This window comes from Isoptericola sp. S6320L (genome assembly GCF_023015685.1).
GTDB classification, from domain to species: Bacteria; Actinomycetota; Actinomycetes; order Actinomycetales; family Cellulomonadaceae; genus Isoptericola; species Isoptericola halotolerans_A.
In genome coordinates this window covers 74,253-97,719 of record NZ_JALKAT010000010.1, presented here as the reverse complement: position 1 = coordinate 97,719, position 23,467 = coordinate 74,253, and the positions used below count along the sequence as shown (strand labels likewise).

Sequence of the window (23,467 nt, the reverse complement as noted above, 5' to 3'; positions counted from 1 at the left end):
TCAAGCGCGGCGGCGTGCACTGGCATCGAACCACGCCGCCACACGCGCAGATTCATCCGCGGGGACCGGGCTGCATCCCCGATCGGAAATCCGCGAGCTGTTCTTGCCTACGCCGCGACCGCGGCACGAGTGCCCGTTGTCGAGATCCACACGAGCAGGTCGGACGCGGCCTCACGGCGGGCCGCCTCAGTACGGCCGAAGTGCTCGATCAGGCCCGAAGCGACGAGGGCGGCGTCGTCGATGGGCTGGTCGAACGCGGTGCGTTGCTCGACCCACCACCTCGTCAGGGTCGACGTCGCCTCGACGAGAGTCGCGAACAGGCCGAGATCGACTGCATCGGGCGGGCGCAGCGCCTGGCCTGCTTCGAGGCGTGCCAGGGCCCAGGGCCGCCAGTCGACGCGGCATCGACGCACGATGGCTCGGGTCGACGGCACACGCCCTGCGGCCACCGCCTCGAGCGCCGCGGCGACGTCGGCGCGCAGGTGCGGCGAGTGGTTACGTTGGATGGCAGCAGTGATCGTCGCCCACGCCACGTCTCCGAGGCGGGACTCGACGAGTAGCCGCAGCTCGGCGAGTGTGTCAAGACGCGGATCGACCACGGTGGGTTCGCCGGTGCCGTCCAGGAGCGGGACGAACTCGCTCCTGTGCACGCGGGTCGCGTAGGCCTTCTTCACGCGTCGGGCGACGATGTTGCGGGCGACGGCGAACGTCCAGCGCCGCTGGTCCTCGTCACACAGGGTGGTCCATTGATCGCGCTTCGTCCACAGGATCTCGACGACGTCGCCGACGACCTCGCTCGTGGCACTGGCGAGGTCGCCGAGCTCGTCGCGCACGACGGCGGTGGATCCGGCGGTGCGAAGGCGCCGGTGCACGTAGCTCTCGACGTCGGCAGCCAGGCCGAGCACGCGGGCACCAACCTCGTCATCGCACATCGAAGCCGCCACGGCGGCAGGTGGAGCGTAGGTCAGTGTCGTCATGTCTCGGCCTCCTTGCGGTGTGCCAACTGCGATCGCAGGTCTCGTAGCCATCTCCGCCCGGTCGCCTCCGAGCCGGCGAACCCCGCTTCGACGGCCATCCGTCCGGTCGGGCGGACCCCCGCCTTCTCCTGGGCAGCCACCCACGCAGCGAAACCGTCAGCCTTCTCGGCGGCCTGCTCGACCTGGGCCTGCTCAACATCGATGCCCGACGGCTCCGCCGCCGGGGCGACCAGGGCGCCCGAGCGCGCCACGCTTGTGTCGGCGCCGGCGGCGATCTGCCCCCGCGCGGGAACGTTCGACTCCTCGGTTTGCGCGGAGACGGTGACCGCGACCGGTTCGGCGGCGGGCTCGTGGTCGCGTTCCTCGCCGCGCCGTACGGCGATCAACACGAGCATGTGCGTGGTCAGCAGCAGCGACAGCGACGGCACCGAAGAGAACAATGATGCGACCGGACGGGAGAGCTCCATGTCCCCGACGGGAACCGGTTCGGCATGCAGGAAGTTGCCGGTCCACGAAGCGGCCGCGAACACGACCAGCAGCACCCAGGCGTACCAGGTGCCAGCCGCGCCGCGGGCGCGGAACCGGAACGCCGCCCACGTGCCGAAAAGGATGACGGTGTCGATCGTCAACGGGAACATCCACGCCAGCCGCGGGGTGATGCCCGACGCGACGCCGACCGCGCGCAGTGCGTTGAACGACAGCGTGAACGCCATGACCGCCGCGACCGTGCACAGCAGCACGCCCGGCCACAACGCCCCCGCCAGGGGCCGGCGCCCGCTCACCGCGCCGACCCCGACCTGGAAGTAGACGAGCCTCCGGCGGCCGGCTCGCGAAGGCCGAGATCGATGGCGATCCGCTCGAGGTCGGCGATGGCCTCACCCACGGCATCCGCCGCAACGGCGCGTACCTGCTCACGGTAGACGCCGTCGGTGACCCACTCGTCGGCGCCCACGATGTGCTCGGCGAAGGTGCGCGCCGCGGTGCGCAGCGTCGATGCCTTGAGCTCGGCATGCTCGAGGAGGACCTCGGCCCTGGACCGCCGAGACGCTGGCTCTGCTGGCACGAGGTCGACGACGGCGCCGCCCGTACCACGCGCCGTGACAGGTGGGCTGGCCGGCAGGCGACCGGCCGCGACCAGGGCTCGCTTGTGGTCCGAGACGGTCGCCTGACCGATCCCCAAGGACACGGCGATCTGTCGCTGCTTGAGTCCAGCGGCGAGCAGCGCGCGGATCTGCTCACGCAGTTCGGTCGAGGCCATCGAGTACTCCCTGGAGCCGTCGCATGCGTACACCAGGGGAATGCCTCGAACACCGGCCCGGAGTAACAGTCGAGTTCGAATCCCCTCCCATCCCGGCATCGCGAGATCGGACCCGCGCCCGTGCGCGGAGTCGGCACCGCCCGCGATCCGCATGAGCACCACGAGCAGTCGCCGGATCGCCGCCGCCAACGACCCTCATCGCAGCGAGTCGGCTTGTGGGTGCCCCGGGACCCGCGTCCTCACATGGAAGGATTGACGCATGGCAGCGACCATCGCTGGCCCAGGGTGGGTCGACCATTCGTATGACCCGACGCCTGGTCAGTACAACCTGGCGGCCGAGAGGTATCTGAACGCGTCCGCCGGCAAGTACCTACCGACGGTGACGACGCAGACGACAGTGGCTCGGTACTTCGTTCTACATGGGCTCGTCGCCGACGAGCGCGTGGCACGAGACCTGAACGACCTCGAGCATCGCGACCTGCTCAAGCGCGTTGAGGTCGCATTCGCTGCGGTCTCGATGGCACACCGAGAGAACGCGCCGGCCGAGCACGGCGACAGGTCCCCTCACGGTGTCAACGGACTCACCCGCCTCCTTGAAGAGGCCGGAGCGATCGTCATCGAGGCTGGGACCGCGACGTACGCCAAGGCACCGTGGGGATTCTGGGGCCAGTACTACGGCGCAGAACGCGCGCTCGAGGTGACCGGCGCATCGGGCGGCTATGGTCCAGGCGCTGCGTTCACTCGTGAAGCGGTCAGAGCGCTTGAGCCGCTGCTTGACCTGGCCGCTTCTGACGAGCCCCTCACGGCGAAGTCCCTAGCACCCTACGCGGGCGCCTGCCTGTGCCGGATGTCCTCCGCGGCAGACGGCGAGTGGCTCGCCCGCTTGCTAGCCGGAAAGGGGCCGGCGCCGAGCGCAGCTCACCGTACAACGCGAGCAACGTTGCGCCTCCTCGCGCGCGCCATGGCCCTGGACAGTGTGAAGAACATCAACGACTTCGACGACATTGTCCTCTTCGACCCAACAGCGTCGGAGGACTCCGAGGAGGGCGAGTTCTGGGAGGTATGGCGGGGTCTCCGATTCCGGGCGCAGTCCGTCGGAGCATGGTTGTACCTCTGGTCGCACCTGCTGTCCCTCCTGGGCGACAACGGTGGAGCGCTACCCCAGGAGGTCCTGGCCGACTACCTTGCCGACCAAGTCGGCACGGGCACGGTGCGAGAGTTCGTGTCCTCCCTCCCGCCAATCGCCGACGGCGCGGGAGTTGCGCTGCCAGCTGAGCGAACGGTGAACAGCCTGTCGGCGCCCGAGAAATGGATTGCCGTACTGGCGCTCGGCGCTGCGCGTCTCAAGGCGGCCGACGAGGACGGAGACCGCCTCCGTCTCGGGCTGGTCGGAGAGGAGATCGGTCCCGCTGGAAGACGCACAGCGCGGGAGGAGCTCTCTCCTCGCTGGGTCTCCACGACCTTGGGCTCTTGGATGGACCGCTCCTTGCAGGACTTCACTCGTTACCTGGCCCACACGATGGTCCGACGAGCCCACCGCCTGACCCTGGCTAAGGCGTTCTGGCGTTCCGGCAGGCTGGTCCTTCCTGGGCGGATCAAGGTGCAGGACGGCCTGGTCATCAAGTTGTGGGATGACAACGGCTGGGTTCCAACGATGCGTCTGCCGAACCTGTTGACGATCGGACAGCAGGTAGGGCTCTTCGAAAGGTCCGACGACGGCGTGTGGAAGGTGGGGCCCTATGGCGGACTCCTCGACTGAACCCCCACGGGTTGACTCTCTTGCCGCCCGCCTACAGGCGATCGACACCGCCGAGTTCCCTTTTCGGGAGGCGCTGTTCACCACGTTCAACTTTGACCCGAGGTACTTCGAGTCTCGCGTTCTTGGGTCTGTCCGCGCCACGGGCGCTGCCGTGACGGTGCTGTGTGATGGTTCTGTGTTCGACCCGGACCTGCGCGCGATGCGCAGTGCTGGTCGCGCCTATCACGTTGGAGTTGCTGCGCTCGATGCGGCCTTCCACCCCAAGGTCAACGTTCTCGTAGGAACCGATCGAACTCTCGTGAGCATCGGGTCCGGGAACCTCACAACCGGCGGTTGGCTCACCAATGAAGAACTCGCCACGATCATCGACATCGACCGTGGAGGGGAAGTCCCTCGAGTCATAGCCGATGTCGCAGGTTGGCTCCGATCCCTGCTCACAGTCGAGGACCGCCTCGTGCTCGGCCAGGCATCCCGGGATGCAATATCACGAGTAGCGGACGGTCTGGAGCCGTTCATCGGCGGTGGCATCAACGAGGACCTCGGTCCGCGACTGGTCGATACATCGACCGGAGCGATCCTCGACCAACTCCCTGGGGGCCCGGCCGACGAGCTCCTGCTGCAAGCGCCCTTCCATGACCCCGACGGCATCGCTCTTGATCGACTGCTGGCGAGGTACCGGCCGCGTCGGGTCACGATCGCAGTCCAGCCGGGCCTTACCTTCGTCATCCCCCCGGTGCTCAGCCGCATCGCCCTAGAACATGGGGCCGAGCTGCGGTGGCAGGAAGCGAGTGGACCGGGGGCCGGCAGCGGAGTAAGCGTGCGCTATCAGCACGGCAAGTTGATCGAGGCGGTGGGAGCAGGTGAGCGGTGGGCGCTCACGGGTTCGCCGAACCTCACAGCGGCAGCCCTGACGCGATCTCTCTCAGACGGCGGGAACTGCGAGGTCGGGCTCGTCCAGGTCATCCCGACGTCCATGTTCCGTGGCAGCGGCCCTACGCTCGAGAGCAGCTCGATTCCCGAACGTCGGCTCGAGATCGCATCGCCCCCAAGCGTCGGTGGAGCACCTCTCCCCGCGCTGGTTGGGGTCACCCTTGTCGACGGCAAGATCCGCGTTGAACTCAGCAGGCCCACATCCGTCAACCTTGAAGTGCTCGTTAGCGACTACGGCAACGACCCTGAGGCCCGACGTCGACTTGGCACCATCCCGGTTGGCACCTCGGTGCTTGACCTATTCGACGAGCACGGGACCGAGCCGGGGTCGCGGGTGTTCATCGGCGCCACTGTCGACGGCGTTCTCAAAGTCGGGAGCCCGCTGCCGATGCTCTCACCTGGTGATGCCCTGCGTCGCCAGTCCCCGTCGTCCCGTGAGGCGCGGAACACGTATGAGTCGGCTGATGACGTTCTCGCTTCTCAGTCCGACCTCGACGCGTACCTGAGACTCGCGGAACGCGTAAGAACTGAACAGGCGCCCGCTCTGCCGGTGCCCCGCTCTGGCACAGCCCGGGCTGTGCGCAAACCTCAGAAGCGCGACGAAGCTGGGCATAGTCCGCTCTTCACCGGGAGCCTCCACGACTACCTCGAACGGGCGTCGCGACGACTTGGCGCTGCCGTTCTCGGTGGACCGACCGGCAATCTTCCGCTGCCCGGATCGTTGGTGCGGACGCTCGTGCCTCAGTGGGCAGACATCGTGTCCGAGGCGGATGGGGACCCCGCGGACGCACGAACCGCGGTCGAGCCGGAGGACGAGCCCGACGCCGTCGACGACCCAACACCCGTCGTGTCGCTGGAGGCTGCTCATTCCTCGTACACCGCCGAGCAGCGCAGGCACTGGCGCAGGAGCTTCGAGCAGCTGGTTAAAGCTATCGAGCAGCCGTCGCTTCCGGAGATCGACCGCGGCACCTACACGGTGCTCCTCCTACTCGGCTCGCGCTTCCGCGTGTGGGATGACGACCCACCAAAGCGTCCAGAACTCGTCGCTCGAGCCCTCTCGTCAATCGTCGAGAATCCCGTCCGAGACGAGCTCTTGCCGAGGATCGCGGCCGTGGCTGCTCTGTGCGTGCACAGCCTCCGGACCGAAGGGCTCGACCCCCGCGTCGGGACAGGCCTCATGGCCCACGAGGCACTCGAGTCCTCCCGACCACTCTTGACATATGTGACCGAAGACGACCTGACGGCTGTTGTCAACGCTCACTTTGGCCGCTCCGAGCGTCCACCGCAGCCCGACGAGGTGCTGGACATCGTTCGCCAGGAGCTCGATGACAACCCCTGGGAGCGATACGCAGAGAGCATTCAGGCTGCTCACCCCTCTTGGGACGTCGTGCTCGTCGAGGACGGTCGCATCCGTATCCAAGCCAGCAGCGGCGCGCAGTTCACGATCGCGGCCGCAGCGCTCTCCCTCCTGCCGCGTGACCTGACCGTCGCGATCGCTGTGGCCGCTGGCAGGGATCGTCGGGAGCACCTCTTCGCGCAGCACGACTGGCAGCTCGCAATCCAAGAAAGGCAAGGGGCACGCCTGGTGTGGAAGACCTACCAGCTAAGCCAGCTCGTGTCCCCCTCAGGTATCGCCGCCAGCACCGATACACGGGTGAAGGCCCAGATCGACCCCCCGATCGCATGGCGCACGACGTCAGAGACGGCTCGAAATATCCTCGACGCCGCCAAGGTCGCGTACGACTAGGTCCGCCAAAGTTGAAGCACAGGACCGATCAGACGATCAGCGACTGTCGACGGCGACAGCGACAGCGACGATAGCCCTCTTAAGGCCGAACCCCGGCCCTCCGAAGCCCCAAGACCGCCGACGCCAGAGTCAGTGACGCGCCTCTTGCACCCGTGTAGATCGGCGCCCTGACGGGCTGACCGATATCGCCCGCCCGGTTGGGCGGACGGGCGCGATGTGCGGGACATGGAGACGACCTCCGGCCCTGCCCGGTTGTGCGGCAACCCGACCTGCCGGTCGCCGATCCCTGCTTCCCGCCGGTCGAACGCGAAGTACTGCTCGCCCGCCTGCGCGAGCGTCGTGTCGACGCGCAACCATGAGGCCCGACGACGCGGGCAGGCCGAGTGGACGCCGAGCGTCCCGGAGGAGCGCGCGTGCGCGCGCCCGGGCTGCAGCGACACGGTCAGCGTCGAGCGCGCCCGGCACGGTGGCCGGTACTGCTCCGACCGGTGCGCGCGGGCCGCTCGCCGTGAGCGGTCGGCCGCGCACGCCAAGCGGTCACGGGCGCTCACCCGCCGACGCGCTGCGGCACGCCGTGATCGCGCGCTCGCTTCCAGGCTCGAGACGCTCAGCCAGGACGCGACCGCGCGCATCCGTGAGCTCGAGGCGGGCGAGGCCGCGATCGCCCGGCAGCTCGCCGATGTCGAGGAGACCGCGGTCGGGCACGAGCAGAACGCGCAGCAGCTGGCTCGCTGGCTGTGGCACCTGGCCGCCGTCTACGGCGATCGCCTCGTTGTCGACGAGCGCGTCCAGACGCTGCTGCGCCACTACCTGCCCGAGCTCGCCGGCCCCACCGGCGACCACCAGCACGCCGACGACGCCGGAGCCCCGCCCTCGGCACCACGCTCCGGGGGCTGGTGATCGCGGTGACGATGAACCTGACGAAGATCACGGCGGTCGCGGGTGTCGCCTACCTGCTGAAGTCGGTCGTCACGGGTGACGCCGCCGAGCCTGCCGCGTCCGGTGCGGTCGGGTACTACACCCGCCCGGGCACGCCCGCGGGCATCTGGGTCGGCTCGGCCGTTCCCGGACTGGGGCTCGCCGTCGGCGACGAGGCGACCCGCGAACAGGCCGAGCGGGTGTTCTCCCGGTTCGCCCATCCGGTGACCGGGACCCCGTTGGGTACCCCGCCGCGTCAGTTGCACGCGGCTCGCGCGCAGGAGTCGCCCGAGCAGGTCTCGGGGTTCGACCTGACGTTCAGCATCCCTAAGTCGGTGAGCGTCATCTGGGGCGTCGCCGACCGTGAGACGCAAGCGGCGATCATGAGCGCTCACCGCAAGGCGATCGGCCGCACGCTCGACTGGTTCGAGACCGAGGTCGCGTCCACCCGCTCGGGGCGCGCGGGAGCGACAACGGCGGGCGTGCGCGGAGTGATCGCGATCGCCTACGACCACTTCGAGACCCGCGACGGCGACCCGCACCTGCACACGCACGTCGCGCTCGCCAACCGCGTGCGCCGCTCGTTCGATGGCAAGTGGCTCACCCTCGACGGGCGCACCGTGTACCGGTCGGCGGTCGCGATGAGCGAGCTGCACGAGAACGCGCTGCTCGACCTGCTCCATGAGCGCTTGGGCATGTCGTTCGTCGAGCGTGAGCGGCCCGATGCGCGCTCGGCCCGTTCGGTTGTGGCGGACGTGGCCGGGTTCCCGCCCGACCTCGTTGACCGGTTCTCCTCCCGTCGGTTCGCCCTACGGCAGCGTCGCGACACACTCGAGCGCCAGTGGCTGGCCGATCACCCCGACCTCGACGCCGTCCCCTCACCGGTCAAGGCGGCCCTCGACGCGCAGGCCTGGCGCGAGACCCGCAAACCGAAAGACGCTCTCGCCGCACCGCTGTCCGGGCTCACGCGCCGATGGCGCGACCAGCTGCGCCATCTGGGCCATGACGCCCGCGACCTGGTCGCCCGTGTGCTCGGCCACGAGCGCGCACCCGCCGCCGCCGGGCGGATCCGCGGCGACGTCGTCGAGCAGATGGCGCGCCTGGCGATCGCGCACCACCTCACCGACAACCCGGGCGTCGACCGCGAGCACCTGGCCCGCGTCACCGACGCCGACGTCGAGACCTGGCTCGAGGATCACGACGACGGCGCCACCCGGGACGCGCTCGCCCACGCCGTCCACGACACCCTCGCGCGCCGTCGGGCAACGTGGTCGCGGTTCAACGCCCGCGCCGAGGTCGAACGCCTCACCCGCCTCGTCCGCTTCCGCCCCGACCAGCGCCAAGAGGTCATCGACGACATTACCGGGGCCGCGCTCGCCCTGTGCGTGCCGATCACCCCGCACCGCTACGAGCTCCCCGACCTTGCCACCGCCGACCCGCGCCTGGCCTACGGCGGCCACACGGTGTTCGACAACCCCAACCTGCGGCTGTTCACCGCTCAAGAGGTCCTCGACGCCGAAGCCTTCCTCGACTCCCTCACCGACCTCGACGGCGCCCACGTGCCGCTCGACGGCGTCGAGACCGCACTCGCCGCCTGGCAGGGACAAGCCTTGGCCGACGACCAGGCCGCAGCCGTCCGGCACCTGGCCGGTGACCCGCACGCGCTCACGGCGCTGGTCGGCCCGGCCGGTTCGGGCAAGACCACGACCATGCGCGCACTTCACGACGTCTGGACCGCCGCCCACGGCACCGGGTCGGTGATGGGCGTCGCCCCGTCTGCGCGCGCCGCCCACGAACTGTCGGCCTCGGTCGGGATCGACGCCCACACCCTGGCCATGCTGCTCGCCCGCAATTCCCCCGACGCGCGTGCCCGGCGCGCCGCACGCCGCAACGACATCACCGCCGCGCTCAACTCCGCTCACCCGCGCCGTCGTGCAGCCGCGGCACGCGGCCTCGCCGCCCTGGACGCTGAGGAAGCCTCATTCACGTTACGGCCCGGCACCCTCGTCGTCGTCGACGAAGCCTCGATGTGCTCGACCCACGACCTCGCCGCGCTCGGGCGCCTGGCCGTAGCCGCAGGGGCGAAGGTCGCGCTGGTCGGGGACCCCGCCCAGCTCGACTCCATCGACGCCGGAGGGATGCTCGGCTGGCTCGACCGCCAAGGCAAAACCGCCCACCTGTCCTCGCTGTTCCGGTTCGACGCCCCCTGGGAGGCAGCCGCCTCACTGCGCCTGCGCGACGGCGACGCCGCCGTCCTGTTCCCCACCGACGGCGGTCCGCCGTCATACGCCGACGCCGGCCGCATCCGCGACGGGGAATCCACCGGCATGCTCGACGCCGCCTACGACGCCGTCCGCACCGCCCAACGCGCCGGGCGCACCGCCGTCCTGGTCGCTGCCACCAACGACCACGTCGCCGACCTGAACCTGCGCACCACCCTCGACCGCCGCCAGGCCGGCGAGGTCGACACCACCCGGGTCGTCACGCTCCGAGCCGGGCAGGACGCCGGGGTCGGCGACCTGCTCTACGCCCGCCTCAACGACTACCGCACCCTGCGCGACGATTCGGGCGTCGCCATCCACAACGGCGACCTGCTGCGCATCACCGCCATCGACGACCACGGCTCCGCGACCTGCCGGCGCGTCGACACCGGCGCGCGCATCACGCTCCCGCCCGTATACCTCGCCCGCCACTGCGACCTCGGGTACGCCCTGACCGCACACCGCGCCCAGGGCATCACGGTCGACGAGGCACACCTGTTCGTGCCCTACGGCGCCCGGATGACCCGCGAACTGCTCTACGTCGCGATGACCCGCGGCCGGGCGAACAACACGGCGTGGGTCGGGCTGCCCGACACCGCAGACCTCGCTCACGAGAACCGCTCAGCCTTCGAGACCGGCGACGACGGCGTCCCGCGCCTGGCGATGCCGACCGGCGCGTCGATCCTCGCCCGAGCGCTGGCCGCCGTCGGCGCCGAGCAGACCGCCCACGAGCAGCGCGACGCCGAGGTCGCGGCGCACAGCAACCTCGGGCGCCTGGTCGCCGAGCACGAGACCCTCGCCTCCCACGCCGAGGCACCCCGCCTCGCCGCCCACCTCGCCCGACTCCACGCCGAGATCGACTTCACCACCTCCCCCGCCTGGGACGCCCTCGTCTCCACCTTCCGGCACGCCCACGCCGTCAACCCTGACCGCGCCCTGCGCCTGCTGCGCATCCCACCCAGCCGCGGTGCCCGCACGGCGTTCCAGGGAACGCTCGACCTGTGGGACGCGGGCACCGAAGAAGCCCCACTCGACACAGGCGGCGACCCTGCGGGCCGCGTCGACCCGGCCGCGATCATGCAGTGGCGCCTGGCAGGCGCCCTGGTCGACCCCGCCCCGGTCGCTGCCGATGATCCGGCCTACGTCGACGGCCTCGTCGTGCGAATCCGGGCCGACGACGCCCCGCTGGCGGACCTCGCACGCCAGTGCGAAGCGTTGATCTCGGGGCGCGTCGCCGACCTCGCGCGCCGGCTCGACGACGACCCACCGCCCTGGACGCTTGATGCCCCGCCAGCCCCCGACCCCGACGCCGCGCCAGAGCTGCGCGACGCATGGCGCCAGGCGATGCTCGCCGTCGCGATCTACCGCGACACCTGGCAGGTCACCGCGCCCACACTGCTCGGCCCCGTACCCGTGGGCGACCGACGCCGGTTGCGGCACTTCGAGCAGACCCGCGACCAGCTCGCCCACTGGCGCGACGGCGACCCCCGACCCGGACCCGACCTCTCCCGGCCCATCGAGACCGACCCCTACGCCGACATCGACTTCGAGGCACTCGACCCCGGCGACCACGACCTCGAGGTTCCCCGGGGCGCACGGTTCATCGACGAGACCGCTGAACCGCCGTCGGACCCTGAGACCTGGCCGCACGACGCCGACCACTCGCCTTCACGGACGGCGCCCTTGTGGCGCGACGACGTCCGCCAGCCCCGCCCGGCCACGGGCGACCGGATCGCCGCAACCAACGCCGCTGCCTGGGACTACTGGCGGACCTGCGCCGCCGCTCCGTCATCCTGGGTCCCCGCCTACTTGACCGACCGTGGCCTCAGCGGCGTCGTCCCCCTCGCGCACGCCCCCGCCGGGTGGACTACGACGATCGACCACCTGCGCGGCGCCGGGTTCACCGACGACGACCTCCTCGACGCCGGTCTCGCGACCCGCGCACGTACAGGACGGCTCATCGACCGGTTCCGCGACCGCCTGCCCATGCCCGTCTACGACGACGCGGGGCGCATCGCCGGGTTCACCGCCCGCGCCAACCCCGCCGAAACCGCCGCCCGGCCGGACACCCCGAAGTACCTCAACACCCCCGCCACCGCGGCCTACGACAAGAGCCGCCTGCTCTACGGCCTCACGCCCGAAGCCGGGCAACGCCTCGCCAGCGGCGCCACACCGGTCCTCGTCGAAGGCCCCATGGACGCAGCCGCTGTCGATGCCATCGGCCGCGGCGACCTCGTCCCACTGGCTACCTGTGGCACCGCCGTCACCGCGGACCACCTTGCCGCCATCGCCCGCGACGCCGGGGACCTCGACGGTCTGGTTGTCTCCTTCGATGCCGACGCCGCCGGACAGGCAGCGGCCGCTCGAATGTGGTCGCTGCTCGGGCCCAACTCAGCGGGACCCGTACGCCAAGCGATGTGGTCAGGGGCGAAGGACCCGGGCGAGCTCGTCCAGTTCGGCAAGATCGAAACTCTTGCCCAATCTCTTGCCCACCCGCGCCCCCTCGCCCTCGCCGTGGTCGACCACCTCGCGGCGTCAGCCATCGCACCGGAGACCGTCGAGGGGCGCGTCTTCCTGCTGCGTGCGGTGGCGACCGAGGTCGCCCCCACGCTCAACACTGAGGCGATCACGGCGGCCAAGGACGCCCTCGTCGACCGCTTCGGTCCGAACAGCCCCATCGACCACACGATCATCGACGACGAGTTCGTCGACGCGCTCCAGACGCTCGGTCGAACCGAGCCGAACCTGCCTGCGGCGGTCTCGAGCCATCCGGCACCAGCATCAGAGCCACTTCTGAGGTAGCCGCACAAGTACCGAGCCAGATGACCCGCGCGACCTCTCGAGTTCGCGACCTCGCAGCAGGCCATTGATACCGGACAGCAGCAAGTCGACCGCCGCGCATTCGATCCCCTCCCACTCGACTGTCGACCCCGTAGCCTGGCGACATGGCGATGATGACGCCGGCGGCTGCCCGCACCTACTGGCTGGTACTTCTCGACAACGCGTCGCGACTCGTCGTCGAGGCCGACGCCCTGATCCCCTCCCCGCGTGCTCAGTCGCTCGTTGTCCTTGCGCAAGAGGAAGTCGGCAAGGGGGTCTGGGTCTACAAGACCTTCTGGAGCGCTTGGAGCAACGGCGACGAGACGCCGAGCGAAGTGCCTGAACTGCGCAAGCAAGGGCTGCATCACGTCCCGAAGCTGGCGGAGGCGAGCGGCTTCTTGATCCCGCTGGTCGAGTTCCCGGGCAGTCCGAATCCTGTGGAAGTCGAGTTCGTAAAGGCTCACGATCCCGAGTGGCTCCTCGCCCACCTAACGGGGATTGCCCAGGAGGACAACCAGGCGAAAAAGAAGGGCTTCTATGTCGACCTCGAAGAAGACGGCTCGTTCACGGTGCCCCACGAGATCAACAGGCCAGACCTGAGGGGCCAGGTCTGGATGGTCGCTGACATGATCAAGTGGTTTCTCACAGAGGATGCGCTAAGAGCCAGCGTGGTGGGCGGGCCGATCCCCGCGATCACAGAGATGGAGGCCCGGCTCGAAGGCGTCTTGGCGCGCGGCCCGGACGAGTAGGTGCGAAGGCGCTCAGTGTCGAACAGCCCAACGGCGGTGGTGAGGATCCACATCAGGAATGCGCGGACGCGGCGGCGGAGTCGAGGCGCCGGTGAACGAGGGAGAGCGTTCCGAGGACGTCCAGAGCGTCGTGCTCGGACATGGTCCAGTGCAGGCGCGGCTCGTGTGCTGCGGGGTTACGGAAGGCAGCGAACAGCCCCTTGGCGAGCAGTGCGACGCCGCGCTGCTCGTTGCGTTGGGTCGCAGTGTGTCCGGGGTTTATCAGCACCCGCGGCGACCGGCCTTCCATGACGGCCTCCACCAGCTTCGGTCCGTCGAGGTCCTCCCCCGTCATCTGACGTAGTCGACTGCCCAGGCCCTTGATCGCCTCGAACACGGCCTCGTAGTAGTCCGCGCGGACCAGTTCAGGCCGGCAATATGTCAGGACCTCGGCGTGGGCGCCGCGTTGGGTGAGCAGCGCGCGCAGCCGGGTGGTGCGGGCTGCTGCTTCGACGTCTGTGCTGGTCCGGTTTGTGCGCGCGAGCTTGCCGTCGTCGCGGACCCGTAGCCCGACCAGAGACAGGTGCTGGTTGATCTCGTCCCGGGCCACCGCGGCTTGATGGACCCGGCTCAGCGTTCGGTGTGGGCTCATCGCCGCGGCGACGAGATTGACGACCGGCTGTCCGTTCTGACGGCGCGCCTGCTGGTTGGCGGCGGCGTGCGCGATCCGACGCCACTTGGTGAAGCTGACCCCGGGGTCGTCCCGCAGGCCTGCCTCGGCGAGCAGGATCGTCAGTTCGGAACCGGTGTAGAGGTCACCCACCGCGCGTGCGACGCTCTCGATCGTTGCCAGCGGGAAGGACGCGGGAGGTTTTGCCATCGGACTCCTTTGAGAGCTACTCGTGCGGCTGCTCCTGAAGCCAGGGGCGCCGAGGGAGGTCAGGGAACGGCTCCGGCGTCCCGCAGCTCATCGATGATCTGCCGAACCTCAAGCCGGGTCGGCGCGCTTCTGAGCGCGCCATGAGTACTCCACCGAGCGGCGTGAACGCCGCCAGGAACGCGAAGACGCCGAAGGCCAGCAGTGCGAGTCCCGCGAGGTTGACGACCGTGCGGCCGACGGGGCCGCCGATCGTCATGCCGGCCAGGACGAGCGCCGCGGCCAGGCACACCGTCAGCACCAGGGTTCGGGGCGCCTGGGCGAACGGTCGGCCGTTTTCGCGCCACCGGCGGTGCAGCTGGACGATCCGCACGACGGCCCAGGGCGCCCCGACGGTGAGGAACACCCACGCGGCAACGACGGCCACGACGGCGCCTGGTGGTTCATCCGCGCCCTTGCTGAATAGCCAGACCGGCCCGCAGACGGCGAGCACGACGTCGGCGGTTATAGTCCAGCGTCGCCGCTTGCTCATAGTCCTGGTCCTTCCGTACTGGCCGGCCCGATGCCCACGAGGGTCCCCGGCTGGTCGTTCCGTCCGGTCTCGAGTTCAGTCTGCTGCGACCCACCGACAGCGCCGCCGAACGCGAGTTCGCCCTCGCCCCGCTCCGGCGCTGCCACAAGGGTTCCAGCGTCGATGGCACGGGCGGGTTCGATGAGCCAGGCGATCTCCCCGGGGTCCAGTCCGCATCGGTTGCCGAGCTCGGCGAGTGTGCCGTTGGTCGCCGCGAGAGCTCCTACGAGGCGTGCTCGAGCCTCGGTGAACGCGGCCCCCGCCGCGTCAAGGGTGTAGATGCCAGCGATCACCTCGGCGGACGCGTGATCGGCAAGCACGCGGTGGCCGTCGTCGTCCGGGTAGAGGGCGTGGTTGCGTGCTTGGGTGACAGCGAGGGTGTCCGCGGCCAGGCTGTCCAGGCGAGCGGTGAATGCCTCTCGCTCGGGTGAGCGGGCGATCTCGCGCGGGGCGGCTACCCGTTCGAGCTCGAGCCAGGCGGGTGCGTAGCCGGGGTTGTTCTCGGGGGTGATGGGTTCGTAGACGGCGACGGCGCGTCGCACCAGTGAGCCGCCGGGTCGTTCGACGGCGAGGCGCTCGGTGCGCTGGAAGTAGTAGCCGGCCGCCCCGAGGCGCAGCATCCGGGAGATGGTGGCGTCGAGGGCTTGGCTCGCGAAGGTCAGGTCGGTGTGCTCGGGTTCGGTGCCGCGACGGGTGTGCTTGAGGATGCGCCCGGCCTCGGCGATCTCGACGACGGCCACCGATTCGCACCCTGCGGTGCTGGCGACGTCGGTCAGGACGCCGTCGATGTCGTCGTAGCAGTGGTATCGCTTCTCGTGGACGCCCGCGACCTCGTCCAGGTCCAGGTTGAGCGCCTGGTGGCGGGCGTAGGTGGCGATGCGGCGTTGCGCATCGACGAGCCAGCGCATCACGGTGGCCTTGACCGGCTCGGGTTCGCCCGCCAGGTGGGCGGCGGCCCGGTCGAGCGCGGCGGCGGCAGCCCCGAAAGTCGCTGGCGGCGGACCTGGCGGCCGGTCTGTCGCTGGCGGCCCGAGGCGGTCGATGGCGTAGTCCGCCGTCGGTGCGTCGGCGGCCCATGCAGCGGTGTCGAGCACGACGGCGGGCAGCGCCCACTCGTCGGGCTTCGGGCCGACCGTCGTGGGGAGGCGTTTCCAGCCGCGGGCTGCGGCGTATCGCTCGTCGAGGGCGACCAGTGCTCGCAGGGTGGTGACCGTGTCTCTCAGGGCGGCGGCGCGCTGGTCGCGGGTTAGCGAGGTCGGCAGGTCGCGTTCGCGCCCCGCCACCGCGGCAACCGCGGCTTGCCGCCACAACTCGACGGCGCGGATCGGTTGCGGGGTGCCAAGGTCGTCTGCGGAGGCTCGCGTGTTCTCGGCGTCGCGCAGTTCCAGGAGTGCGGCGCGTAGCCGGTATGCGGGGTTCGCGGCACCGATCGCCGTCGTCGCAAAGCGGGCTTCGGCAGCCTTCTCGACGACGGCGGCGAGGTACGCGACCACCTCGGCGCGGTAGCGCATTATCTGCTCGGCGGTGGCGATGCGCTGCTCGGGGGTGGCACGTTCGGGCACCTCGGTGGCCAGGTTGGCGATGGCCTGTTCGATCGGCACCTCGGGTCCGTTGTCGCGCGGTGCGATCTGCCCGCCGTCGCGCAGCACGGACTGGTGGTAGGCGACCGAGGCGCGGTCCAGGCCGAGGGCATCGCCGATCTGCTCCTGGGTGTATCCGCGCTCGGTGAGGAACGTGACCATCTCGCGGGTCTCGTCGCCGAGGCTTCTCGCGCTGAGATTGATGCCGTGGTCGGCCAGTACCTCGGCCGGGTCGGGTCGTGGCTCGGGCGTCCAACCGGATGCTTCCAGGCGCCGCTGGTAGGTGCGGACCGTGCCGACGTTCAGACCGAGGATGTCGGCGATCTCCTGCTGCTCGTGGCCGCGCCCCCGCAGGAAGCCGATCAGACGTCGGTACGCGGCGGAGCGCTCAGTCCCGCGAGGTGTCGTTGCCCGGTCGGGCACCTTGAGCCCCGCTTCCTCGAGGGCGCTGGCGGCGGTGACGACAGTCGGCGTCCAGCCTTCTGCCTCCAACAGCCGGCGGTATCGCAGGACCGTGTGGACGTCAGCGGCGACGGCGACCGCGATCTGCTGGTGTTCGTAGCCGCGCTCGACCAGGAGCGCGACGGCGTCGCGCATGGCGCGCTGCCGGTCCTGCTCGCGCTCGGCGAAGGGGCGAACGTCGAACCCGCCATCCTGGAGCGCCTCGCTCGCCGTACGGCGCGGGCCCGCTGCGAACCGGCCGTCGTCGCGGAACGCCGCGTGGTACTCGCGCAGCAGCTCGCGGCCGATACCGAGGGCGCGCTCGACCTCGTTCCACGAGTAGCCGTCCGCGAACAGCCTGCCGGCCAGCTCGCGGCGCGCGTCGCGCCCGTCCAGGGCGGGGCGCACTCGCTGGATCGCGAGCAGCCGGCCCAGCGTGTCCCGCAATGCTGCAGCGCTCTGCCCGTAGGTCACGGCAGATCCCCTGCCCCCCTGGTGCGCACGTCATCGGACCAGACGGCGTCGAGGTCGGCGATCACAAGCTCGAGCCCCAGGCGATCGCCGTGCTCGACCAGGAGTTCGACGGCGGTGCGTGCCCGCACGTACAGCAGGGCGCGGTCCCCGGACTCGACAGGCACCGCTACCGGAACCGGGAGGTCCGTCGCGGTTTCGAGGGCGAGGAGCACCTCGGTGTACGACAGGGCCGAGAAGTCCGGCAGCATCGCCTGCAGGGTGGCGAGGTTCGAGCGAGCATCCCGGTACACCTCAGCCCGTGCGTGTTCGCGGGAACCGGCAGCGCGGTGGGCGTTCACTGTCCCGGCCCGACGAGCGTGGGTGCGGCGGGAGGCTCGCGGCCAGGACCGGCGTCCAGGTCGGCGATCCGGTCGGGCCGGAATCCTGCCCAGTGCTCTCCCTCGGGGGTCACCACGACCGGCGCGGACAGGTAGCCGAGCCCGCGCGCAAGATCGAGAGCCTCGGCGTCGTCGGTGACGTCGACCCGCACGAAGTCGATGCCTTTCTTCTCCAGGGCCCGCACGGTGGCGTCGCACTGGACGCATCCGGGCTTGGACAGCACGGTGACCTTGTCGCGCCCCAACACCCGGGCGATGTCGTCGACACCCAGCCCCGTGGTGTCGGCCAGCTCGCGCAGTGTGCCGTCCGAGGTTGCCAGCGCGCCGACCAGGCGGGCCTCGGCGCGGGTCACCTGTTCGTTGGCCTGAGCCGCGTCCTGGGCGGCGGCCCGATAGCCCGTGCCAACGTCGGGCAGGGTGTCGCCGGCGACGATCACCCGCGCGGCCGAGTCGTCAGCCAGTGCTCGCAGGTGGCTCTGCTCGTCGCGGGGGTAGACCTCCGCGTTGCGGTCACGCGCGGCGGCCATCTGCGCGCCGGTCGGCGGCTGCTCGCTCGGCGGAGCCGTGGGCTCGGCGTCGGGGGCTGCGCCGCGGTCGGTATCGGTCATCACGGCCTCCTTTCGCCCCGTACATCGCCGGCCCGCAGGCAAGCGCGCGACCGATATCGACGGCGCTTCTGCCGTCCGTGCGGCGATGACCTCGGTGAGAGGAGCCGGGCAGTCGGGTTCGGCCCCTGGCACCTGGAGGGCCTCATGAACGTGCTCGACCCCCACGCCGCCCAGATGGCGGATCAGACGCGGACGCTGCGGGACGTCGCACAGCACCGGCTGCGGCGCACCACGACGGTCGGTGAGGCCCTGTACCACCAGGCCACCGCCAAGGCAGCGGCGCTGGCCATCCGGGCCGAGTTCCCCGCCGCGACCTACCTCGAGCTCGAACCCTCCGACCAGGAGGGGGTCGACTTCGAGCCCGGAGCGATCCTCGACGCGGCAGGCACACCGATCGCCGCGGATCGGCACAGCGCCCCGTGGGACGCCGTCGTGGCCGCGCACTACGGACCCCTGACCGACCTGCCCAGCGACTTCACCTACGACGTCGAGACACGCGAAGCGCTCCCGCCCTACCCGTGGCTCATCGCCAGCAGCGACCGCGTGGACCGGCTGGACCTGCGCGCAGCGGCCGAGCTCGACCTGTCCGACGCGATCGCCGCGGCCTTCCCCGAACCAATCCCGCCCACCGAAGAACTGGGGGCGCTGGCGACCGACGGCGTCGTCGTCCCCGCAGCGTTGATCGACACCGGGACGCGGCACCACCCGTCGCTACCCGAGTGGCCCGAGGACCTCCCAGTTTCCGACGTGGCCGGGAGACGTGCCACCGACGGCGAGACCCGACTGACCGTCAACGTCGGCGGGGCCGAGCTGCTCACCGTCGCCGGAGTCTGGACCGGCGAAGCGTACACCGAGGACGTCGAATGGCGCGGCGCCAGCAACCTGACCGACAGCCAACGGGACGAGGTCGAGGCGTGGGCGCGGCAGGTGTGGATCCGGCTGACCGACGCCCTGGACAACGTCGTCGACCACGCCATCACCGCGACGATCGCGCCCACCATCGAGCGCGTCACCACCGACCACCCGAGCCCGTCCGCTGCACTTCTCGGCGACCTGTCCGCCCAGTCCGTCGCGGGACCCGCCTCACCAACGCCGGTCCGTGAGGGACCCCCGCAGCCGGGTGGTCCGGCGTCGGGCACGCCACGGTTCACGCACCCGGCGTTCGACAGCGTCACCTTCACCGCCGTCGCCTACCACCAGGGATGGAACGGCTGGGCCGCACCCGTCGTCGACCGGGCCACGCTCGAAGCCCTCCTGGGACACCTGGACCCGCAATGGCTGCGCGGGCGGATCGACAGCGACGACGTCCTCCGCCTCGAGCACCTCGAGAACGGAACGCTGACCGATCGGGACGCCGTCGCCCCGAACCTCGACGGCACCTACGACCTCGGCCTCCTCGGCTGGACGTTCGAACTCGCCGACGAGCCCTCAACCGAACCTGGAAGCCAGGCGGCGCCGTCGCCAGTGATGCTCGACGTCGGGCCTACAACAGCCCCCGACGCCGAGCTCGGGTGGTGAGCTGCGATGGCCCGCAAGGTCCGCACTAGCAAGACGCCCGAGCAGCGCAAGGCGGAAGCCGAAGCCCTGCACGCGACCATCGCGACCGAGGTGGAGAACCTGCGCGACTCGACGAACTGGACCCGGTTCCTCGACTTCTCCCGCCACATGAACGGCTACTCGATCAACAACCTCCTGCTGATCCTCGCGCAGAACCCCGACGCGACCGCCGTCGCCGGCTACCGCACCTGGCAGGACCGCGGCTACCAGGTCCGCAAGGGCGAGAAGGCCATCCGCATCTTCGGCGGCCGCTCGGTGACCGAGACCGTCGAGGACCCCGCTACCGGTGAGGAAACCGAGCAGCGCCGCACGCTGTTCTTCGCCGTCCCGGTCTTCGACATCACCCAGTGCGACCCGATCGACCCCGAGAACGCGATCACACCCGCCGGCCCCGTCCGGCTCGACGGCGAAGACCCTGCCGGGATCTACGACGCCGTCGTCGACTACCTGACGTCGCAGGGTTGGACCGTCACCCGCGAGGCCATCCCCGGTGAGACCAATGGGCTCACCAGTATGGACGACTCACGACGCGTCGTCGTCGACTCTGGTCTGTCGCCAGCGATGTCCGCCAAGGTCGCCCTCCACGAGGCCGCGCACGCGACCCTGCACGCCGAGGACGGGATCGAGGACTACGTCGCACACCGTGGCCTCAAGGAGACCGAGGCCGAATCCGTGGCCTACGTGACCGCCGGTCTCCTGGGCCTCGACACCGCCGAGTACTCCATCGGGTACGTCGCCGGGTGGTCCGACTGCGACCCCCAGCTCATCAAGGACACCGCCGACCGCGTGCTGCGCTGCGCCCACACCCTCGCCGACGCGCTCACGAGCGACGCCGCGGCCGGTGCCGTCGAGGAACCGGCGACACCGACCGTCCAGCACGAGCGGACAGCGGAGCCGGTTGCCGTGGCCACCGCGCCGCATGCTGCTGCGATGGCCGACACGTCGCTCGGCCAGGAAAGCCACCAGCCGCCCGGCCGACCAACGACACCGGCGACCACCGACGACGTCGCCGAGGCCCTCGCGACCCACCTGACCACGCACGCCCGCGAGCTCGCCGAAGCCGTCGTCTACCTCGGTGCCAACACTCGGTGGGGCTCTTCCGCGATCGAGGTGCTCGCCGAACCCATCCAACGTGCGGCCGTCGACGCCGGCATGCCTGCCTTCGGCTCCACCGGCGCGAACGGCGAGGCGCACGCCTTCTACGGACGCCTCGCCCAGGCAGCCGGTGTAGACACCGATTGGGATGCTGAGCCCGATCCGAGCCCCTCCCCTGTCTCGGACGTCGGCTGGAGCCTCGAACCCTGACGACCCGGTCGGCTGCCACGATATTATCGAACACATGTTCTACGCCGGAGGAAGTGCATGACCGGGGAAGGTCGGCGGTATCTGACTGATCGCGGCATCGATTCGGTGCCGATGCGCGACGCGGCGAACCACGCCCCGAAGGAGCAGCGTGCCGGTCAGCGAATCATCGAGCCGACCGACCCGATCCCGGTGCGGGTGTGGATCGCGGCAGTCGGGCAACCACGAGTGCGACGGCTACGCGATCGGCTGGACCGACCGACAGGTGCACGTGAGGTACGTCGATACCCACGGCCGCGAGGGCTGGACATGGGTCTGGGCGAACGCCGTCACCCGCACCTGAGTCCTGCGGGCAAGACTCTCGACCCCTGTGGATGAAGGAGTCTGTCCACAGATCCGCATCGGGCAAGAGTTCGGGCAAGACCCCACGGCTTCCATGGCAGGAGAGCCACCACGCCGACGTGGCTCGACACCACGGAGGTGGATGCCATGCGCCGGGCCGAGAAGATTTTCAGACAGCACGACGTCGCTCCCGACGTGACGTCGTCGGCGCTCTATCGGCAACTCGTCCAGGACTGGGTGTGGACGCAGTCCCGCCCGACGGTGGCCGCTTCCCTACAGCGCTGGGGTCGTACCGAGCCGCACTTCGAGGGCTTCTCCCGACCCGCCGACGTCGTGGACGCGATCGACGCCGGCAACCACCAACGCAAGGACACCCTCCTCCTCGCGCTGCTTCGACTCACGCAGGCGGGGGAACCGCTCGCAAGCCAGACCGTGCTCCACGCGATGCTCCCCGGGCTCGCCGGACTGGCCGCGCGCACGACCCCCAAGTTGCCTACCAGCGAACCGGACCGTGCCGAGGCCACACGCCAGCTCGTCGTCGAGGAGTTCCTGGAGGTCGCAGCGGAGTTCCCAGTCCTCCGACGCCGCCAGCGCGTCGCATCCAATCTCCTGCTCGACACCGTCAAGCGCGTCACGAGCCACATTCGTCAGGCCGTGCCGAGGCCGTTCGACCCCACACCGCTCTACACGGATGTCGCGCCAGAGCAGGACCGTGACGTCTACCGAGCGGTCCGCGCCCAAGCAGACGGCGGAACCCCCAGCCTCGTCGACGGGATCGACCCCGACGCCGACCTGCTGACCGTGCTCACGTGGGCAGTCTCCGAGGGTGTCGTCACGACGGCGGACGCACAGATGCTTGCCGACGTATACGTCCCTATTACGCCGGACGGCTGGGGCTTCGACCACGTCGCAGAGTCCGTCGGAGCATCACGAGCGGCAGTGAAGATGCGCTGCTCCCGCGCGGTCGCCAAACTGAGCGCGGCTGCCCGTGCCGGTGCGACTCAGTGCTGATCCACCGACGCGAGGTGTAGTGGCGGGTCGGATAGCGTACGGGCCATGAATCCGGCTTACCACCTCGCGGAGATCTTGAAGAACCTGGAATACGGGAACGGCAAGGGCGCGGTCCAGGTGAGGCGTGAGTACGCCAAACAGCGCGGGATGAGCGAGGACGCGCTGATTCGGCTCGCGATGCAGTACCTGCTTGAGGTCGAGGAGCGGATTGGTGAGGTGGAGGCACTGAACCTCGGCGCCGCGCCGTACCGGAGCGCCCTGCCGAAGTGGCAGACCGGCATCACGCACGGGTTCACCACGAACGCCAACAGCAGCGTGCCCAAGCAGCCGAGGCCCGTGATTTCTGAGGACCAGTATGCTCTGCTGCTCGCGTTCGGGAACCTGCTTGAGTCCCGTGGTGCGGCGCTGATGCCGGCGCCGGCTGTGGTCGACAGCGTGGCTGCGGCGATCGACGAAGCGGTGGAGTTCGTGAAGTCCATCGACGACGTCTCGGAGGAGACGCGCCACTACCTGCTCGCCCTGCTCGAGCGGATCAGGTCCGCGCTGCGCAGCGGGCACGCAGGCGACTTCCGCTCCGCGGTACACGAGTTCGCGGGCGCGACTGTCATGGCCGAGGAGACCGCTCCGGCAGAGACCAAGTCTCGGTGGCAGAAGCTGCGCGAGACGGTCCTGCGCCCGGTGCTCACGAACGCCGGCGGCGGAGTTCTGAGCCAGGGTGTCATCAACGCCGTCGGTCTCATCGGGGCCTAGCAGTAGTGGATCATAATCGTGGCCTCCGGTGACGCGTCGATGGTAGTGCGCGGCTCGCGCTCGGTGTCGTCGCTTCCAGCGGGATCAGTGGAGGGCGCGCTCGGCCGTCCTGGTCGCCGTCTGGACGAAGGTGTTGAACAGACGTCGGGCCTCGGCGACGGTGATCGCGATCAGCCCGG

General features: G+C 70.0%; 17 protein-coding genes. 9 read left to right on the top strand and 8 right to left on the bottom strand.

Features of this window, described 5'->3' with window-relative positions:
* Nucleotides 1-107: 107 nt before the first annotated feature.
* Genes MWU57_RS08195 through MWU57_RS08185 form a run of 3 tightly spaced genes read right to left on the bottom strand, consistent with a single transcriptional unit; the run spans nucleotide 108 to nucleotide 2,424 of the window.
* Nucleotides 108-977, bottom strand: coding sequence for a hypothetical protein (locus MWU57_RS08195; RefSeq protein ID WP_246908687.1), 870 nt, complete (start codon nucleotides 975-977; stop codon nucleotides 108-110).
* A complete protein-coding gene (locus MWU57_RS08190) occupies nucleotides 974-1,717 on the bottom strand; it encodes a DUF2637 domain-containing protein (RefSeq protein ID WP_308221157.1) in 744 nt (247 codons plus the stop codon). Before MWU57_RS08190 ends, MWU57_RS08195 begins: the two co-directional genes overlap by 4 nt.
* 38 nt (nucleotides 1,718-1,755) lie before the next feature.
* Nucleotides 1,756-2,424, bottom strand: coding sequence for a hypothetical protein (locus MWU57_RS08185; RefSeq protein WP_246908684.1), 669 nt, complete (start codon nucleotides 2,422-2,424; stop codon nucleotides 1,756-1,758).
* 70 nt (nucleotides 2,425-2,494) lie between these two features.
* On the opposite strand from MWU57_RS08185, the gene MWU57_RS08180 reads away from it, so the two are divergent.
* The 5 genes from MWU57_RS08180 (at nucleotide 2,495) to MWU57_RS08160 (ending at nucleotide 13,419) form a co-directional block, all read left to right on the top strand.
* Nucleotides 2,495-3,994 carry a hypothetical protein gene (locus MWU57_RS08180; protein ID WP_246908683.1) on the top strand — a complete coding sequence of 500 codons (1,500 nt, stop codon included), beginning with the start codon at nucleotides 2,495-2,497 and terminating at the stop codon, nucleotides 3,992-3,994.
* Nucleotides 3,975-6,671: a hypothetical protein gene (locus MWU57_RS08175; protein ID WP_246908682.1), complete on the top strand. Its 2,697-nt coding sequence runs from the start codon at nucleotides 3,975-3,977 to the stop codon at nucleotides 6,669-6,671. Before MWU57_RS08180 ends, MWU57_RS08175 begins: the two co-directional genes overlap by 20 nt.
* 225 nt (nucleotides 6,672-6,896) lie before the next feature.
* On the top strand, nucleotides 6,897-7,571 hold the full coding sequence (locus MWU57_RS08170; RefSeq protein WP_246908681.1) for a hypothetical protein: 675 nt from the start codon (nucleotides 6,897-6,899) through the stop codon (nucleotides 7,569-7,571).
* Complete coding sequence (gene mobF / locus MWU57_RS08165; RefSeq protein WP_246908680.1) at nucleotides 7,568-12,652, top strand: MobF family relaxase; 5,085 nt, start codon at nucleotides 7,568-7,570, stop codon at nucleotides 12,650-12,652. Before MWU57_RS08170 ends, mobF begins: the two co-directional genes overlap by 4 nt.
* Nucleotides 12,653-12,795: 143 nt before the next feature.
* Nucleotides 12,796-13,419 (top strand): AbiV family abortive infection protein, encoded by a 624-nt coding sequence (locus MWU57_RS08160; RefSeq protein WP_246908679.1) that lies wholly within the window; start codon nucleotides 12,796-12,798, stop codon nucleotides 13,417-13,419.
* 52 nt (nucleotides 13,420-13,471) lie between these two features.
* On the opposite strand, the gene MWU57_RS08155 is transcribed toward MWU57_RS08160, so the two are convergent.
* The 5 genes from MWU57_RS08155 to MWU57_RS08135 form a co-directional block, all read right to left on the bottom strand.
* The gene (locus MWU57_RS08155; protein ID WP_246908676.1) at nucleotides 13,472-14,278 is read right to left on the bottom strand and encodes a TIGR02391 family protein; all 807 of its coding nucleotides are present in this window, start codon (nucleotides 14,276-14,278) and stop codon (nucleotides 13,472-13,474) included.
* Nucleotides 14,279-14,294: 16 nt separating this feature from the next.
* Nucleotides 14,295-14,807 carry a hypothetical protein gene (locus MWU57_RS08150; RefSeq protein ID WP_246908675.1) on the bottom strand — a complete coding sequence of 171 codons (513 nt, stop codon included), beginning with the start codon at nucleotides 14,805-14,807 and terminating at the stop codon, nucleotides 14,295-14,297.
* Nucleotides 14,804-17,023 (bottom strand): ArsR family transcriptional regulator, encoded by a 2,220-nt coding sequence (locus MWU57_RS08145; protein WP_246908673.1) that lies wholly within the window; start codon nucleotides 17,021-17,023, stop codon nucleotides 14,804-14,806. The genes MWU57_RS08150 and MWU57_RS08145 overlap by 4 nt, the downstream gene beginning before the upstream one ends.
* Before the next feature lie 314 nt (nucleotides 17,024-17,337).
* Nucleotides 17,338-17,589 (bottom strand): hypothetical protein, encoded by a 252-nt coding sequence (locus MWU57_RS08140; RefSeq protein WP_246908671.1) that lies wholly within the window; start codon nucleotides 17,587-17,589, stop codon nucleotides 17,338-17,340.
* An 86-nt stretch (nucleotides 17,590-17,675) separates the two neighbouring features.
* A complete protein-coding gene (locus tag MWU57_RS08135) occupies nucleotides 17,676-17,963 on the bottom strand; it encodes a glutaredoxin domain-containing protein (protein ID WP_246908723.1) in 288 nt (95 codons plus the stop codon).
* 507 nt (nucleotides 17,964-18,470) lie between these two features.
* Here MWU57_RS08135 and MWU57_RS08130 point away from each other — a divergent pair.
* From MWU57_RS08130 to MWU57_RS08115, 4 genes are all read left to right on the top strand, one after another.
* Nucleotides 18,471-19,844: a hypothetical protein gene (locus MWU57_RS08130; protein WP_246908669.1), complete on the top strand. Its 1,374-nt coding sequence runs from the start codon at nucleotides 18,471-18,473 to the stop codon at nucleotides 19,842-19,844.
* Nucleotides 19,845-19,850: 6 nt separating this feature from the next.
* Nucleotides 19,851-21,188, top strand: coding sequence for an ArdC family protein (locus tag MWU57_RS08125; protein ID WP_246908668.1), 1,338 nt, complete (start codon nucleotides 19,851-19,853; stop codon nucleotides 21,186-21,188).
* A 486-nt stretch (nucleotides 21,189-21,674) separates the two neighbouring features.
* Entirely contained in the window at nucleotides 21,675-22,538 is an 864-nt protein-coding gene (locus tag MWU57_RS08120; RefSeq protein ID WP_246908666.1) for a hypothetical protein, read from the top strand.
* Nucleotides 22,539-22,583: 45 nt separating this feature from the next.
* Nucleotides 22,584-23,288, top strand: a complete 705-nt coding sequence (locus tag MWU57_RS08115) for a hypothetical protein (protein ID WP_246908664.1) — start codon at nucleotides 22,584-22,586, stop codon at nucleotides 23,286-23,288.
* The last annotated feature ends 179 nt before the right edge of the window (nucleotides 23,289-23,467 follow it).

Coding starts and splice junctions, on each gene's coding strand:
- MWU57_RS08195 (WP_246908687.1), bottom strand. CDS start 977: ATGACGACACTGACCTACGCTCCACCTGCCGCCGTGGCGGCTTCGATG.
- MWU57_RS08180 (WP_246908683.1), top strand. CDS start 2,495: ATGGCAGCGACCATCGCTGGCCCAGGGTGGGTCGACCATTCGTATGAC.
- MWU57_RS08175 (WP_246908682.1), top strand. CDS start 3,975: ATGGCGGACTCCTCGACTGAACCCCCACGGGTTGACTCTCTTGCCGCC.
- MWU57_RS08170 (WP_246908681.1), top strand. CDS start 6,897: ATGGAGACGACCTCCGGCCCTGCCCGGTTGTGCGGCAACCCGACCTGC.
- MWU57_RS08160 (WP_246908679.1), top strand. CDS start 12,796: ATGGCGATGATGACGCCGGCGGCTGCCCGCACCTACTGGCTGGTACTT.
- MWU57_RS08155 (WP_246908676.1), bottom strand. CDS start 14,278: ATGGCAAAACCTCCCGCGTCCTTCCCGCTGGCAACGATCGAGAGCGTC.
- MWU57_RS08150 (WP_246908675.1), bottom strand. CDS start 14,807: ATGAGCAAGCGGCGACGCTGGACTATAACCGCCGACGTCGTGCTCGCC.
- MWU57_RS08145 (WP_246908673.1), bottom strand. CDS start 17,023: ATGCGCGACGCCGTCGCGCTCCTGGTCGAGCGCGGCTACGAACACCAG.
- MWU57_RS08140 (WP_246908671.1), bottom strand. CDS start 17,589: ATGCTGCCGGACTTCTCGGCCCTGTCGTACACCGAGGTGCTCCTCGCC.
- MWU57_RS08130 (WP_246908669.1), top strand. CDS start 18,471: ATGAACGTGCTCGACCCCCACGCCGCCCAGATGGCGGATCAGACGCGG.
- MWU57_RS08125 (WP_246908668.1), top strand. CDS start 19,851: ATGGCCCGCAAGGTCCGCACTAGCAAGACGCCCGAGCAGCGCAAGGCG.
- MWU57_RS08120 (WP_246908666.1), top strand. CDS start 21,675: ATGCGCCGGGCCGAGAAGATTTTCAGACAGCACGACGTCGCTCCCGAC.
- MWU57_RS08115 (WP_246908664.1), top strand. CDS start 22,584: ATGAATCCGGCTTACCACCTCGCGGAGATCTTGAAGAACCTGGAATAC.